Here is a 12,423-nt window from a genome sequence, read left to right as displayed (position 1 = left end):
AAAACAGCCAATAAAAAAGGCTCCTAGGAGCCTTTAATCATCACCACAACATCCTTACTTTGCTAAACGTTCAACACGCTTAACCCAGCCTTCAGGACCTTGAATGTGGCCCTTTTGGATTTCGGTATACAGTTTGTAGATGCGCTGAACATGCTCGCCCACTTCACCGTTACCGACAGTGACTATGTGTCCATCTTCAAAAATGTAGGAGCCCACGGCTGAAACCACGGCTGCCGTACCAAAACCACCCGCCTCGATAATTTCACCCGATTCGATATCGGCGATAAATTGATCAAGCATGACAGTCTCTTGGCGCACTTCACATCCAAGCATCTCACCCAATTCCATGATGGATTGCGAGGTGATCGACTTAAGAATGGTATCTGTGAAGGTAGGAATAATCACAGTGCCATCTTTTAAGATGTGGAAATGGTTCATCGCGCCCGCTTCTTCAATCTGTTGATTGGTCGAGTCGAGATATAACACTTGCGATGCACCAAAGGCTGCCGCGGCTTTACCCGCACGCAACGAAGCCGCATAGTTACCCGCCGCTTTTGATGCGCCAGTGCCACCCGATACAGCACGATGGAAAGTCTTGCTGATCAGTAAGCGTATGCCTTTGTTCACGCCAGCGGCGTAATAAGCACCACTTGGGCTTAATACCACACAGAAGGTATAACGCGTGCTTGGGCTCACAGAGAGACGGTCTTCGGTCGCAAAAATAAAGGGGCGAATATACAGACACGCACCTTCTTGCATCGGGAACCACAGACGATCGACATCGATCAACGCATTGATCGCATCCATCTGCACTTGTTCATCGATGTTAGGAATACAGACGATATCGGCGGAGCGATTCATCCGCTCGGCATTCTTATTAATACGGAAAGTATAAATCTCGCCATCTTCATGCATAAAGGCTTTAGCGCCTTCGAAGATCGACTGCCCATAATGCAACGCCATTGCACCCGGTGCCATTTCAAATGGACCATAGGGAACGATGCGTGGATCGCACCATTGCCCATCATGATAATCCATCAAAAACATATGATCGGTTCTGAGGCTACCAAAGCCCACATTCCCCTCGGGCTTGAATTGCTCAGTACGGCGCTCGGACGCAGGTTTTAAATTGTAAGTTATTTCCATCGCATACCACCTTGATTACTGAACAAGCAGACTAGGGAGCGACAGGAATAAAGTCAAGAGGGGCGCGCATATAATGCCAATGGCAAGTATTTTTGCCACAATGGGGTCGAACTCCCGATGAGATAAACCTATGTCTGACTATAAGATGATCCCCTGTGAGCACTACGATTACCTCGAACTTGCCTGCCTGCGCGGTTATCAGCTCAAGATTGAGCTTATTGATGGCACCCAGTGCCAGGGTCAAGCCATCACCACGCAGACCAGAGCCGACAAAACCGAGTGGTTTGTTATCCAGCAGCAATACACTAAACACGCCCTTAGGCTCGACCATATCGTTGCCATCACGCCTGCCGATGCGAATGCTGAATTTAGCAGGGTGCTAATTGCCACTAAACAAGATTAACAGTGGCAACACATGGCAACTATTATTTTATCGGTTGAAATCGGTCACTGGATCGCCGCGATCACAGACACTTCAACCAAATATTCGGGCTCAGCAATAGCAGCTTGCACGCAAGCGCGAACTGGTGCATGGCCTTTAGGCACCCAAGCATCCCATACGGCATTCATCGCATCGTAATCACCCATGTCTTTCAGATAGATAGTCGCTGACAATACATGCTCACGCGAACTCCCCGCCTGCGCCAACAAGGTATCGACTTCTTCAAGCATAGTGACGGTTTGCTCAGTGATATCTTGATACTTATCCTTCGCCACTTGGCCACACAGATACACAGTACCTTGATGAATGACTATGCTGCTCATGCGGGTGCCAACGTCTAAACGGGTAATGCTCATATTGATCATCTCTTAAATCAGTACATTGAAATAAAGGGTTCAGCTCAAACCGAATAGGCCATTTTAACGATAAACAGGCGTTATGTCTGCGGTACTAACTTAGGCCAAGGCGAATAGAAGCGCGCCATCAAGGCAAATAAACCGAGACAACAGCTCACCACGGCCAACCACACTAACGGCGTCGTCACGTCTAAATTCACTAATTGGAATCCAACCAAGGCCGAACACGCCGCGATTAACGCGAAAGGCAACTGAGTCACCACGTGGTCATGGGGAGCGCAACCTGAACTGGTCGCACTGAGCACGCTGGTATCTGAAATGGGCGAGCAGTGATCGCCAAAAACTGACCCCGCCATCACAGCGCTCAATACTGGTAACAACAGATGAGGATCAAGGTTATGAGCAATCTCAGCGCCAATCGGGATCATAATCGCAAATGTGCCCCAACTCGAGCCCGTCGCAAAAGCCATTATCGCGCAGAGTAAAAACATGCCCGCCACCAGCAAGTGCGGAGAAAGATAAGATTTAGCCCAAGCGGCCAACAATTTCGCCACGCCCAGATCTTGGATCACAGCGCCAATCATCCAAGTGCAGAGCAAGATCGCAATGGCGAAGGCGATCATGCGCACACCGTGACTCAAATCCCCCACTAACGCCGTTAAACGTCGCCCAGACAAGCCCAACATAATCAGAGTGACCAAGGTCGCCAACAAACAAGCATCGCGCATAGAGGCGCCAATATCGGCCTTAGCCAGCCAGAGCGACACATCCCAAGAAGAGACCTGCTGAGCCCCCGACCACAAAGTTAATCCCACTGAAGCCAATAACAGAGTCAGCATAGGAATAGCGAGCAGCCAAGGATTGCCCTTGGTCTCGACTGTACTTGAAGATTCCACCACGGTAGCGGCGACAAAAGAGCGAAAACCCACGCCATACCAAGCGACAAGCACGGATAAACCTAAGGTCACTATGGCGTAAAAATTAAATAAAGCCACATCGATAAAGGCTTCCAGCGGTGACACGGGCAAAAAGCTGATCCCCGCAATCAGAGCCATCACATAGGGGCCCCAGCTGGAGAAAGGCAATAGCGCACACAGAGGTGAAGCGTTGGAATCGACCAAATAGGCGAGCTGCTCATGACGAATGCCATAACGCTGGCTCAATGGCTGACAAACATGGCCGACGGCAAGGCAACTGAAAATTCCATCGATAAACACTAACCAACCGAGGAAAACGACGCCCAGACGCGCCTGACGTTCAGTGCGGATACGGCTATAAAGCCAATCACCAAACTGACCCACGGCGCCGCCACGTGCTAATAACTGCGTCATGCTGCCTAGCAGCAACATGGCCAATAGCACATTGAGGTGCCACGCTTGCCAAGCACCTTGGGCATAGAATTGTTTAACGCCGATATCAAGCAAATACCGCCCAGTTTGCAGTGGATCAAATTGGGCGATCAATAGCGCGCCAGAGACGATGCCGACGCCTAACGCCACCAGTGTACGACGTAAAAACAGGGCTAAGGTTAAGGTCAACAGTAGCGGGAGTATGGCGAGCAGACTAGGCGACATGGACCATTCCGATAAAAAATAAAACCAAGAATACTAACGAGTTAATAACAAATGCAAAAAAACTTAATTTAGAACCCAGTAATAGGGTGTTTTTTGACCAAACGACAAGAATCGCTATTCCTTAAGTTCTAGGCACTGCTAGAATCACAGTCCCATCCAGAAACCATAGGACTCTCCAGATGAGCCTTGAATTACTGTCCAAACTGGAAACCAAAATCCAGGCTGCACTCGAAACTATCGAGCTTCTAAAAATGGAGCTTGAAGAAGAGAAGCAAAAAGCGTCTACGCTGAGTGAGCACAATCAACAATTGAATGCGCAAAACCAGCAACTACAAGAAGAACTCACTTCTTGGAACGAAAAAGTGACTGGCCTTGTTGGCTTGTTAAACAGCGAAATCTAAACAGCCTTTGTTTGATGATGCTGCGCTTCGATCAGTTCGTTCAATTCTAAAATAGCCTGCTTCACTTTTGGCAGGCTTTTTCTTGGCAGCAAAAACCGTCCCTTCTCAAATTCCAATCGTCCTAAGTCTTTAACCCAAATAACACCAGTAAGAAAAATACGCGCGTGCTTAACGATAAGCTTAGGTGCGTAGACAGGAAAAACTCTCATATGACCACCTACAAGCATTCTTGTTGTTATTGATTACAGTTGTTTGACAGAAGCTTTACCACTTGAGTTTCATCGTTAGCGTGCTTTTTTTCATAATTTATTGCCAAAAACAGTTAATCATCTGATTTAGTTAACTTATCAATTTGCCACGCTGTAACCCAAATAAACAAAGCGCCATAATAATGTCACTTGCCAATTTTTTGACGCTCTGTTAAATTAGCAGCGTTACTCAGGGTAAAAATGAGTCCTCTGGCTCAAGTCCGTACTTTCCGTTATAAGAAGTACGGTTTTTTTTGCCCATTTTTTGCCTCGCCTTTATTCAATAAGTTCAAACGACTAACCGCTACAGCCGCCTACCGTGTGCCCTATAACACCAGCCTCTGCTCATTTCGCCTTACTGTTGTTCTTTGCCGCAATAAAAAAGGAGCCTTAAGGCTCCCTTTAAAACGCTGTACGTGCAGTATTATCAACCGCTCAGATGACAGCGGTGTGATAAGGTCACCCGAACTATTTTTTCGCTAGGTAGAAAGCGATATCTAACAGTTCGTCGTAGGATTTAATCGCACCGGTTTCAACACGATACTTACCGTTAACCACGAGAGCAGGTACGCCAGTCAGCTTAGCGTTTTCAGTATCACGCTTCATTTTCGCCATTTGCGCCTTCACCATGAAAGACTCTGCCGCCGCATCGAAGGTTTTACCATCGACACCGTTAGCCACGAAAAGGGCACGAATATCAGAAAGGCTAGTGAAGTGTTCTTTTTTCTCATGAATGGCAGAGAATAACGCCGCATCCATTTTATCATCGACGTTTAACTGATGCGCAACTGCGAATGCGCGTGACATTTCAACGCCCATTTCTTTACCAATAAAATCAACGTGTGCTTGGTTAAACGCTACGCCTTCAGGCTTTTCGGCGAGAATTTTTGGCACTACCGTTTTAGAGAAATTAAAGCAGTGTGGGCAATAGAAAGAGAAAAACTCGGTGATCTCTGGCTTAGCGGTTGCTGGGCCATCGTTAATCACTGTGTAATGCACACCTTCTTGGTATTCCACAGCCGATACAGCCAGTGGCGCCAGTAACAAAGCCGCGGCCATAAGTAATACTTTTTTCATGCAAATTCCTTAAATCATTTTGATAAATTGGCTGGAGACTAACATATTCCATTTTTTGAGTGTAACTCAAGCTTAAGAGTTCAATCTAATGTCACAAGATACGTCTGTGACATCATATTTTGCTCGATGCTAATACGGCACTAGGCTCAGTGGTGGTTCGCTAAGGGCAAATAATTGCTCTTTGAACGCCAAAATCTGCTGTTCCCAATACTTTTCATCCCCAAACCACGGGAAGTTCATCGGGAAAGCAGGATCGTCCCAGCGACGGCCAATCCACGCGTTGTAATGCACCATACGCAGCGCTCGCAACGGTTCAATCAAGGCTAACTGCCTTGTATCAAACTCACAAAACTCTTCATAGGCTTCGAGTAATATCTCAAGCTGCATCAACTGCTGCGCTCTATCACCCGTTAACATCATCCATAAATCTTGAATCGCCGGCCCCATGCGAGCATCGTCTAAATCGACGAATCCGGGACCATCTGGCGTCCACAAAATATTGCCTGGGTGTAAATCGCCATGCAAACGAATGGCCGCAAAATCTTGGCGATCCCAAATCGCATTCGCCTTAGCCAACACTTGCTCAACGACGGTAAAAAACGGCAAGCGTAGGCTGTTAGGCACTAGATTAGATTGCTTTAACCATGCGAGCGGCTCGGCGCCTAAAATCTGCGGATTCAGCGGTTCACGTTCAGCAAATACCGTTTGCGCCGCGTACTGATGTATACGACCGATGAATCGGCCAACTAATTCCAGCTGTTCTAAATTATCAACTTCAAAGGCGCGGCCACCCAAGGAAGGAAACAGGGTAAATCGATAGCCTTGGTACTTGTGTAACGTATGACCTTCGATGATCACAGGTACGGCAATCGGGATATCTTCTGCCGCGAGTGCGAGCGCATAATCATGTTCCTCTTGGATCTGCGCGTCGCTCCAACGGTCGGGGCGATAGAATTTCACCACATAACGCAATCCTTCATCGCTGCGAAATTGATACACGCGGTTCTCGTAACTGTTCAGCGCGAGCAGGCCCGTTTCCGGGTACACGCCCAGACTTTCGATCGCATCTAAGATCAAATCCGGCGTTAGGGCTTGAAAATGGAACTCAGCGCCGCTAGAACTCGTGGTCGGTGGCGTCATATTCTGACTCATATTCAGTTCACTCTTAGGTGAGGTTGCAGCAAAGTGGCTAAGTATTCCAGCACCTCAAAATCGGCTTCTCGTTCGGTCGAGAGCCAGCAAATGTTGCCGTAAAACTCATAATTGAGCCATAACTGGCTGCCTTCAAATTCTAATAACCATTGATGCCTGTCGGCGCCCCACTGACGCTCGCGCACAGTGCAATCGAGCGCCGCGGCTAAGGGTTCGGCAAAGTCGGCGAAACGATCAAAATCGATATCCGCACTGACCACTAAACTTAAGGCGCTTCTATCTAAGCTAATGGTATCTAAGCTAATGGCTTTTAGGTGCGTGCTTGGTAATTTCATGCTTGTTATCCAATCAACTACTACATGACATGATCAAACCTTGGCCCCAATCCGGTGGACGCTTGGCCAAGTCTTCATGCTCTGCGTGTTCGGCAAAGGGCTGAGTTAAGATTTTTTGCAGCAAATGCAGCGGCGCAAGATTACCCTCTTCCACCGCGATTATCGCCTCTTGGGCTAAATAGTTACGCAAAATATATTTGGGATTCACACTATTGCGCTCAGTTTGCCACGCTGGAATATCCGCTACTGCGCCCAATCGTTGTTGGTAGGCTTGATACCAAGTATCAAACTGACTGACATCAATAAAGTCATCCCGTAGCGCACTGTGTTTGCTGGTCGGATCTAACTTGCCTAATTGGCGCCAAGTCTGAGTGTAATCAAGCTGATTTTTCTCCATCAGCACAGTGAATCGACCTATGAGGTCGAGATCCTGTTTGTCCTGCTCTACCGACGGGACATCAACTGCAGAGAGACCTAATTTCGCCCGCATCAAGCGCAAATAAGGCTGCACTAGCGCCTCTTGGTATTGATTAAGAATGGCAATTAAGTCATCGGATGGGATCACAGGTGTGAGCGCCTGCGCTAAGCGTTGCAAATTCCACAAACCAACGCCCGGCTGCTGTCCAAAGGCATAGCGACCTTCGGGATCCGAATGATTACAGATAAAATCTTCTTGAAATGTATCGAGGAACGCAAAGGGACCGAAGTCAAAACTGTCACCCAGAATCGACATATTGTCTGTGTTCATCACGCCATGGGCAAAACCGACCGCCTGCCAGTGGGCAATCATCTTGGCGGTATCTTGCACTACCTGTAAAAACCACGCTTTGTAGCCTGCGGCATCACAACTCAAATGGGGATAATGCTGAGTAATAGTGAAGTTGAGTAATTGAATCAGCTTATCGGCACGGCCGCGCTCACTGTGGCAGAAAAACTCGAAATGACCGAAACGAATATGGCTACGGGCTAAACGCACTGTAATAGCTGCGGTTTCTTGGCTCTCACGCCATACGGGTAGGTCAGAGCCAATCACGGCCAAGGCGCGGGTCGTCGGCACATGTAAATGATGCAACGCCTCAGAGACTAAAAACTCACGCACGGCAGAGCGCATCACAGCGCGGCCATCACCATGGCGCGAATAAGGCGTCGGACCGCCGCCTTTAAGGGCGACATCCCATGCGCCATTTGGGCCAATCGCTTCACCTAAAATGATCGAGCGTCCATCCCCTAAGCGCGGCGTGTAACCGCCAAATTGGTGGCCGCTATACACTTGAGCATAGTAAGTTGCGCCATCGACGGCGGCATTGCCAGACAAGCCCAATAACAGCTCATCTGTGGGTTGGCTCAAGCCAATCAATTGCGCAGCGTCATCACTCCATGCCAGCCATTCAGGCTTAGTTATCCCTTGCGGGTACACTTGCGAGTAAAACTCAGGTAACTGTGTAAAAAAATCCTGTTTAAACTTCATCTTGTCCACCTATTGGCTCATGGTCTTACAAACCAGCACCGACTTATCGTCGAACTCACATAGGTGCCCACATTGATACACCCCAAGGCCAAAGCCACTTACGCCAGAGCTGCTTAGACGCTGCATGCCGTGGGCCTTGCTCTGGCATTGCGCTAGGGTGTCGTAGTAGCCATTAATATCCTCAGCCTGCAAAGGCGTCACCGGAATGGCACTTACATCGGGATAATAAAATAGGGTCCATTCTGGGGTTTTAGTACAGCCACTGAGTAGCAATAATCCAAGCCCGAATAAGACATTCGGTAAGGCATAGCTTAGTTTCATTTTTCCCCTATCAAGCCCATAAAAAAAGCGAACCTTAGTTCGCCTTTTGCGCATTCAGTTAGCAGGGATTCTACACTGCTTAGACGAGGGAAATAACCGCTTTTCGTTTAAGTATTTACCCGCTAAGCGCTCCCAGCCAAAGTGTTAAGCCGTGGCGGCTTTAGCCTGTGCTTTCTCAATCCGATTTATCCGGCCCTCAAAGCCAGTGACAGTGCCATCGCTCAGCCCAAGCGCTAATGCTTTACGACAAATGACAATAGCGGCATCGAAGGCTTGGGTATCATTCAGCAAGGTGGCTAAATGCAAGAAACCGGAAGATTTGAGCTCAGTATCTTTGCCTTGCTCGGCGCTAGCCGCTTGGAACAGTGCGACATACTCTTCCGCTAATTGAGCACCATAGTTGAGGTAATCCGCCGATTTACGCTGCTTGTAGCACTCTGCGACCATATTTTGCAGCGCGGTATAGCGAGCACTGGCGGATGTCGCCCCTTGATACTCTTCAAAGGCCCGAACTAAGGTTACATTCGCCCAAGCCCCTGGCGCACCGACCTCTGAACGCGTGCTCGATGCTGGCTCTGCTTCCGTCTTAACATCACCTTCGGTGTCAGCTTGTTCATCTGTTGGCGTGGTGCCTAAGATAATCACCGCCTCTTCATTATGAGCCGCAGGAATATCGACTTCGATAATATCTGTGTCTAGCGCCACCGAAATGTTCGCTGGCTCATTCGTCTCACGGGGCATTAATTCGGCTTCCACTTCGATGACGGGCTCAACTTCCACCACACGAGCGTCCTCTGCCGGCTCAACTGGTTCAGGCTCAACAGGCTCGGGCTCAGCAGCGGAGGAAATTGGTACTTCTTCGGTAGGAACAACAGGTTTTACCGTGGTCGATTTAGGTTTCATCGCCTCTTGTTCTTCTTTCGCTAATCGCTGCGCGCGAAGGAATAAAAACACCCCGACAGCAATCAGTATAAATACGACTAAGATCTTCATTCTTGTTCACCTTTGATGGCCGCTTCTCATCAGAAGCCGTGTCAATGGGTTTGCCAACGTCCATTAGGACAGTGTCCATGGCAACCGAGTCTAGCTAAAAATTGAGCAGAGATTAACCGCTATTAAAGTCCATTGTGTCGGTGCAAATCAAGTATTTATGCCTTTTTATACGATCTTGCGCTCAAATAGTTATAGTCAATTGCGCTAGACTGACGCAACCGTATTGCCTTATCACCCCAATCGCCCAGTTTACGACAAATATAAGGAAAACATGATGCAAAGTATTCTTATCGTGGCCCACGCCAGCCCTTACGGGACAGAAAAGCTATTTAACAGCTTACGCATCGCATTAGCACTGAAGGATCAGGACGAACAAGTGGTCGATCTCAAACTCTTCCTCATGTCAGATGCCGTGTTTGGCGCGCTCAAAAATCAAACCACACCCGACTTAAGCTACAACCTACAACAGATGTTCGAGATCCTCTCGGCGCAGCAAGTGCCAATCCTGCTTTGTAAGACCTGTGCTCAAGCGCGAGGCGTTACCGCGGAAATGATCATCGAAGGCGCGCATATAGGTACGCTGCAAGATTTAACCCGCTGGACATTAGCTGCCGACAAAGTGATGCATATCTAAGGTTGACTTGTAAGTGCGACATTGAGGATGAAGGATTATTTAAAGCCCTATTTTGTGCGCACCTTCATAAATTGGCGCTTTCGTTTTGTCAGCGCCAATTTCACTGCCTATGATGGGATATCCGAGTAACAAGCTAAGGTATTTCAATGGGCACAGCCACACTGCTTACGGGCAAACTCCTGTACGAACACCAAACCATTGCCGCTATGGTAACGATTTATTGCAAGGCGAAACACCAAGGCCAAGACGCGACAGGCCTATGTGCAGATTGCATTGAGTTATTGGATTATGCCGCAACGCGCCTAGATCGCTGCCCCTACGGACAAAGCAAACCCACATGTAATAAATGCCCTGTACATTGCTACAAACCAGCGCAGAAACAAATCGTCAAAGAGATCATGATCTTCTCCGGTCCTAGGATGCTGTTACCGCATCCCATTCGCGCAATCAAACACTTACTCGCGGAACGCATTCCCGTTCCCAGCGCTGTGCCCGAGGCGGCTTCAAATCGTCATCAGCGCATAGCAAGCCAGCAGAAAAACTAACGGCGATACTTTTACCGAGCCGATTTCCCTGATATAACAGGGCTCGAGGTATCGCATATGAACGATTTTAATACTTTTTTCGCTCAAGCTTACTGGTGGTTGTCGTTATTCGGAGGCGTACATTGCCTCGCGTTAGCTATTTATATTCGCTACTTTTATCACCCAGACGGTAACCAAAAACTCCTCGCCGCTTTCTTAAGTCTCATCGCCCTGTACTTCCTAACGGGTTTATTGAACCGCGATAACAGTCCAATTCCGATCCATATTCTATTCAACCTGATTAACCCTATCTATTTTTTGCTTATGCCTTTGCTCTATCTCTACTGCAAACGCAGCTTAGTACCAACTAATAAACCACTAGGGTTTTCAAAACATTACTGGCCGTCGGCATTCACCTTAGTTTTCGCCATTTTAGATATCGCCCTAAGATTAAGCGCGCATCCCAACGGGGAGTGGCAACCTTTAACCCAGATGCTGAAGGAAATTAGCATTAGCCAATGGGGCGCCATACTGCCCGCACTGCTATCAATACAAACCTGTTGTTACTTTATCGCGCTGTGGGTGCTGTTTCGTCGGCATAAACGCAATCAAAGTGATGCCACATTAACCCAAGAGGCGCTCGGTACCATTCGGTTTCGGTGGCTGATAGGTTTGACTTTAGCCATGTTGTTGAACTGGTTGATCCGCGTGTTTGTGGTGATTTTGCCCTTCTATCTTGGTGATAACTTATCGTTGCTATCCCATGCGTTACCAAGACTCACCTTACTGCTGAGCATGTATATGTTGGCCGTATACGGCCTGAAACAAATCACCCGCTCTGCCTATCTAAAAGGTCGCCTGGCTAAACCCCAACCACAGCCACGCCCGATCGCGATTGAAAATGTGCTCACCCCTGAGGAGTATGAATTCTTACATCAAATTCAGCAGGACGACGCAGAAAATCCCCAAGCTTCTTCAGCACCTAAGAACTAATTAGCGAAACCATACTCCAATCATCACCACCAATATCACTCCAAGCATTAAGCCGAACACTGAACCTAAGCTGACACATATGTCACTTTTGGCTGTCATTTGTGTCGATAAAGGCTAGTCTGGAGCAACCGAAGACTTGAAGAGGCGTTACCATGAAATCATTTTTAACTGCCATTGCGGCATCGACATGCCTTATCGTGAGCCTATTTGCAGCGCCCACTGCACATGCGGATGAAAGCTATGATCAGGCGGTAGTCAATTTCCAAAAAGCGAAAGAAACCAGTAAGTTTTTCGACACAGCCTATGGCTATGCGTTATTCCCGACTGTGGGTAAAGGCGGCATAGGCATTGGCGCAGCCTATGGCAAGGGCCGAGTCTACCAAGGCGGTGTTTATATGGGTGATTCGAGCCTGACTCAATTATCCATCGGTTTTCAATTAGGTGGACAAGCCTACAGCGAGATCATCTTCTTTAAAGATGCTAAATCCTATGAAGCCTTCACGAGCGGCAGTTTCGAGTTTGATGCCCAAGCCTCGGCGGTTGCCATCAACATGGGCGCAAGTGCTCAAGCGGGAACCACAGGCAACTCAGCAGGCGCAGGCCAATCGGGAGGAAATCGCTCGGCCAGTGGCTCGTACATTAACGGCATGGCGGTATTTACCGCAGCGAAAGGCGGTTTGATGTTTGAAGCAGCGCTTGCGGGTCAAGCCTTTAGCTTCGAGCCTAAAGCTAACTAATACGAACCATTAAACGGTTAAC

The 12,423-nt window shown here is 48.2% G+C and carries 16 protein-coding genes; 6 read left to right on the top strand and 10 right to left on the bottom strand.

Annotated elements, in window-relative coordinates:
• Positions 1 to 54: 54 nt before the first annotated feature.
• Entirely contained in the window at positions 55 to 1,146 is a 1,092-nt protein-coding gene (locus Q4Q54_RS12360) for a branched-chain amino acid aminotransferase (RefSeq protein ID WP_006083479.1), read from the bottom strand.
• A gap of 130 nt (positions 1,147 to 1,276) precedes the next feature.
• Here Q4Q54_RS12360 and Q4Q54_RS12355 point away from each other — a divergent pair, with 130 nt between their 5' ends.
• On the top strand, positions 1,277 to 1,549 hold the full coding sequence (locus tag Q4Q54_RS12355; RefSeq protein WP_311988582.1) for a Rho-binding antiterminator: 273 nt from the start codon (positions 1,277 to 1,279) through the stop codon (positions 1,547 to 1,549).
• A 44-nt stretch (positions 1,550 to 1,593) separates the two neighbouring features.
• Here the strand turns inward: Q4Q54_RS12355 and Q4Q54_RS12350 are convergent, their stop codons facing one another.
• Positions 1,594 to 1,944 carry a RidA family protein gene (locus tag Q4Q54_RS12350; protein ID WP_311988581.1) on the bottom strand — a complete coding sequence of 117 codons (351 nt, stop codon included), beginning with the start codon at positions 1,942 to 1,944 and terminating at the stop codon, positions 1,594 to 1,596.
• An 80-nt stretch (positions 1,945 to 2,024) separates the two neighbouring features.
• Positions 2,025 to 3,518 carry a Na+/H+ antiporter NhaC family protein gene (locus Q4Q54_RS12345; RefSeq protein WP_311988580.1) on the bottom strand — a complete coding sequence of 498 codons (1,494 nt, stop codon included), beginning with the start codon at positions 3,516 to 3,518 and terminating at the stop codon, positions 2,025 to 2,027.
• Between the two features lie 179 nt (positions 3,519 to 3,697).
• Between Q4Q54_RS12345 and Q4Q54_RS12340 the strand changes: the two genes are divergently transcribed.
• A complete protein-coding gene (locus Q4Q54_RS12340; RefSeq protein ID WP_006083484.1) occupies positions 3,698 to 3,919 on the top strand; it encodes a cell division protein ZapB in 222 nt (73 codons plus the stop codon).
• Here Q4Q54_RS12340 and Q4Q54_RS12335 read toward each other — a convergent pair.
• The 7 genes from Q4Q54_RS12335 to Q4Q54_RS12305 all read right to left on the bottom strand — a co-directional run bounded on the left by Q4Q54_RS12335 (position 3,916) and on the right by Q4Q54_RS12305 (position 9,513).
• The gene (locus tag Q4Q54_RS12335) at positions 3,916 to 4,128 is read right to left on the bottom strand and encodes a DUF1107 domain-containing protein (RefSeq protein ID WP_106649149.1); all 213 of its coding nucleotides are present in this window, start codon (positions 4,126 to 4,128) and stop codon (positions 3,916 to 3,918) included. The genes Q4Q54_RS12340 and Q4Q54_RS12335 overlap by 4 nt on opposite strands.
• Positions 4,129 to 4,635: 507 nt before the next feature.
• Positions 4,636 to 5,244 (bottom strand): thiol:disulfide interchange protein DsbA/DsbL, encoded by a 609-nt coding sequence (locus Q4Q54_RS12330; protein WP_311988579.1) that lies wholly within the window; start codon positions 5,242 to 5,244, stop codon positions 4,636 to 4,638.
• 129 nt (positions 5,245 to 5,373) lie between these two features.
• The gene (locus Q4Q54_RS12325) at positions 5,374 to 6,396 is read right to left on the bottom strand and encodes a serine/threonine protein kinase (protein ID WP_263147576.1); all 1,023 of its coding nucleotides are present in this window, start codon (positions 6,394 to 6,396) and stop codon (positions 5,374 to 5,376) included.
• Positions 6,397 to 6,398: 2 nt separating this feature from the next.
• The gene (locus tag Q4Q54_RS12320) at positions 6,399 to 6,731 is read right to left on the bottom strand and encodes a DUF3630 family protein (protein ID WP_311988578.1); all 333 of its coding nucleotides are present in this window, start codon (positions 6,729 to 6,731) and stop codon (positions 6,399 to 6,401) included.
• 13 nt (positions 6,732 to 6,744) lie between these two features.
• Positions 6,745 to 8,199: a protein adenylyltransferase SelO family protein gene (locus Q4Q54_RS12315; RefSeq protein WP_311988577.1), complete on the bottom strand. Its 1,455-nt coding sequence runs from the start codon at positions 8,197 to 8,199 to the stop codon at positions 6,745 to 6,747.
• A 9-nt stretch (positions 8,200 to 8,208) separates the two neighbouring features.
• A complete protein-coding gene (locus Q4Q54_RS12310; RefSeq protein ID WP_012090451.1) occupies positions 8,209 to 8,520 on the bottom strand; it encodes a hypothetical protein in 312 nt (103 codons plus the stop codon).
• Between the two features lie 144 nt (positions 8,521 to 8,664).
• A complete protein-coding gene (locus Q4Q54_RS12305; protein WP_311988576.1) occupies positions 8,665 to 9,513 on the bottom strand; it encodes a hypothetical protein in 849 nt (282 codons plus the stop codon).
• A gap of 274 nt (positions 9,514 to 9,787) precedes the next feature.
• Between Q4Q54_RS12305 and Q4Q54_RS12300 the strand changes: the two genes are divergently transcribed.
• The 4 genes from Q4Q54_RS12300 (at position 9,788) to Q4Q54_RS12285 (ending at position 12,401) form a co-directional block, all read left to right on the top strand.
• A complete protein-coding gene (locus Q4Q54_RS12300) occupies positions 9,788 to 10,147 on the top strand; it encodes a DsrE/DsrF/TusD sulfur relay family protein (RefSeq protein WP_006084469.1) in 360 nt (119 codons plus the stop codon).
• 146 nt (positions 10,148 to 10,293) lie between these two features.
• Positions 10,294 to 10,692, top strand: a complete 399-nt coding sequence (locus Q4Q54_RS12295) for a nitrous oxide-stimulated promoter family protein (RefSeq protein ID WP_012090453.1) — start codon at positions 10,294 to 10,296, stop codon at positions 10,690 to 10,692.
• 57 nt (positions 10,693 to 10,749) lie between these two features.
• On the top strand, positions 10,750 to 11,664 hold the full coding sequence (locus tag Q4Q54_RS12290; RefSeq protein WP_311988575.1) for a hypothetical protein: 915 nt from the start codon (positions 10,750 to 10,752) through the stop codon (positions 11,662 to 11,664).
• A 152-nt stretch (positions 11,665 to 11,816) separates the two neighbouring features.
• Positions 11,817 to 12,401 (top strand): YSC84-related protein, encoded by a 585-nt coding sequence (locus Q4Q54_RS12285; RefSeq protein WP_006083498.1) that lies wholly within the window; start codon positions 11,817 to 11,819, stop codon positions 12,399 to 12,401.
• Positions 12,402 to 12,423 lie beyond the last annotated feature (22 nt).

Origin of the sequence: Shewanella sp. SP2S2-4, assembly GCF_031932025.1 — a bacterium.
GTDB classification, from domain to species: Bacteria; Pseudomonadota; Gammaproteobacteria; order Enterobacterales; family Shewanellaceae; genus Shewanella; species Shewanella baltica.
The sequence above is the reverse complement of the archived record's forward strand: the minus strand, read 5'-3'. Positions and strand labels throughout refer to the sequence as shown.

What these genes read in the sequence shown, in the direction of transcription:
- Q4Q54_RS12360 (WP_006083479.1), bottom strand. Translation starts at nt 1,146, where the DNA reads ATGGAAATAACTTACAATTTAAAACCTGCGTCCGAGCGCCGTACTGAG.
- Q4Q54_RS12355 (WP_311988582.1), top strand. Translation starts at nt 1,277, where the DNA reads ATGTCTGACTATAAGATGATCCCCTGTGAGCACTACGATTACCTCGAA.
- Q4Q54_RS12350 (WP_311988581.1), bottom strand. Translation starts at nt 1,944, where the DNA reads ATGAGCATTACCCGTTTAGACGTTGGCACCCGCATGAGCAGCATAGTC.
- Q4Q54_RS12345 (WP_311988580.1), bottom strand. Translation starts at nt 3,518, where the DNA reads ATGTCGCCTAGTCTGCTCGCCATACTCCCGCTACTGTTGACCTTAACC.
- Q4Q54_RS12340 (WP_006083484.1), top strand. Translation starts at nt 3,698, where the DNA reads ATGAGCCTTGAATTACTGTCCAAACTGGAAACCAAAATCCAGGCTGCA.
- Q4Q54_RS12335 (WP_106649149.1), bottom strand. Translation starts at nt 4,128, where the DNA reads ATGAGAGTTTTTCCTGTCTACGCACCTAAGCTTATCGTTAAGCACGCG.
- Q4Q54_RS12330 (WP_311988579.1), bottom strand. Translation starts at nt 5,244, where the DNA reads ATGAAAAAAGTATTACTTATGGCCGCGGCTTTGTTACTGGCGCCACTG.
- Q4Q54_RS12325 (WP_263147576.1), bottom strand. Translation starts at nt 6,396, where the DNA reads ATGAGTCAGAATATGACGCCACCGACCACGAGTTCTAGCGGCGCTGAG.
- Q4Q54_RS12320 (WP_311988578.1), bottom strand. Translation starts at nt 6,731, where the DNA reads ATGAAATTACCAAGCACGCACCTAAAAGCCATTAGCTTAGATACCATT.
- Q4Q54_RS12315 (WP_311988577.1), bottom strand. Translation starts at nt 8,199, where the DNA reads ATGAAGTTTAAACAGGATTTTTTTACACAGTTACCTGAGTTTTACTCG.
- Q4Q54_RS12310 (WP_012090451.1), bottom strand. Translation starts at nt 8,520, where the DNA reads ATGAAACTAAGCTATGCCTTACCGAATGTCTTATTCGGGCTTGGATTA.
- Q4Q54_RS12305 (WP_311988576.1), bottom strand. Translation starts at nt 9,513, where the DNA reads ATGAAGATCTTAGTCGTATTTATACTGATTGCTGTCGGGGTGTTTTTA.
- Q4Q54_RS12300 (WP_006084469.1), top strand. Translation starts at nt 9,788, where the DNA reads ATGCAAAGTATTCTTATCGTGGCCCACGCCAGCCCTTACGGGACAGAA.
- Q4Q54_RS12295 (WP_012090453.1), top strand. Translation starts at nt 10,294, where the DNA reads ATGGGCACAGCCACACTGCTTACGGGCAAACTCCTGTACGAACACCAA.
- Q4Q54_RS12290 (WP_311988575.1), top strand. Translation starts at nt 10,750, where the DNA reads ATGAACGATTTTAATACTTTTTTCGCTCAAGCTTACTGGTGGTTGTCG.
- Q4Q54_RS12285 (WP_006083498.1), top strand. Translation starts at nt 11,817, where the DNA reads ATGAAATCATTTTTAACTGCCATTGCGGCATCGACATGCCTTATCGTG.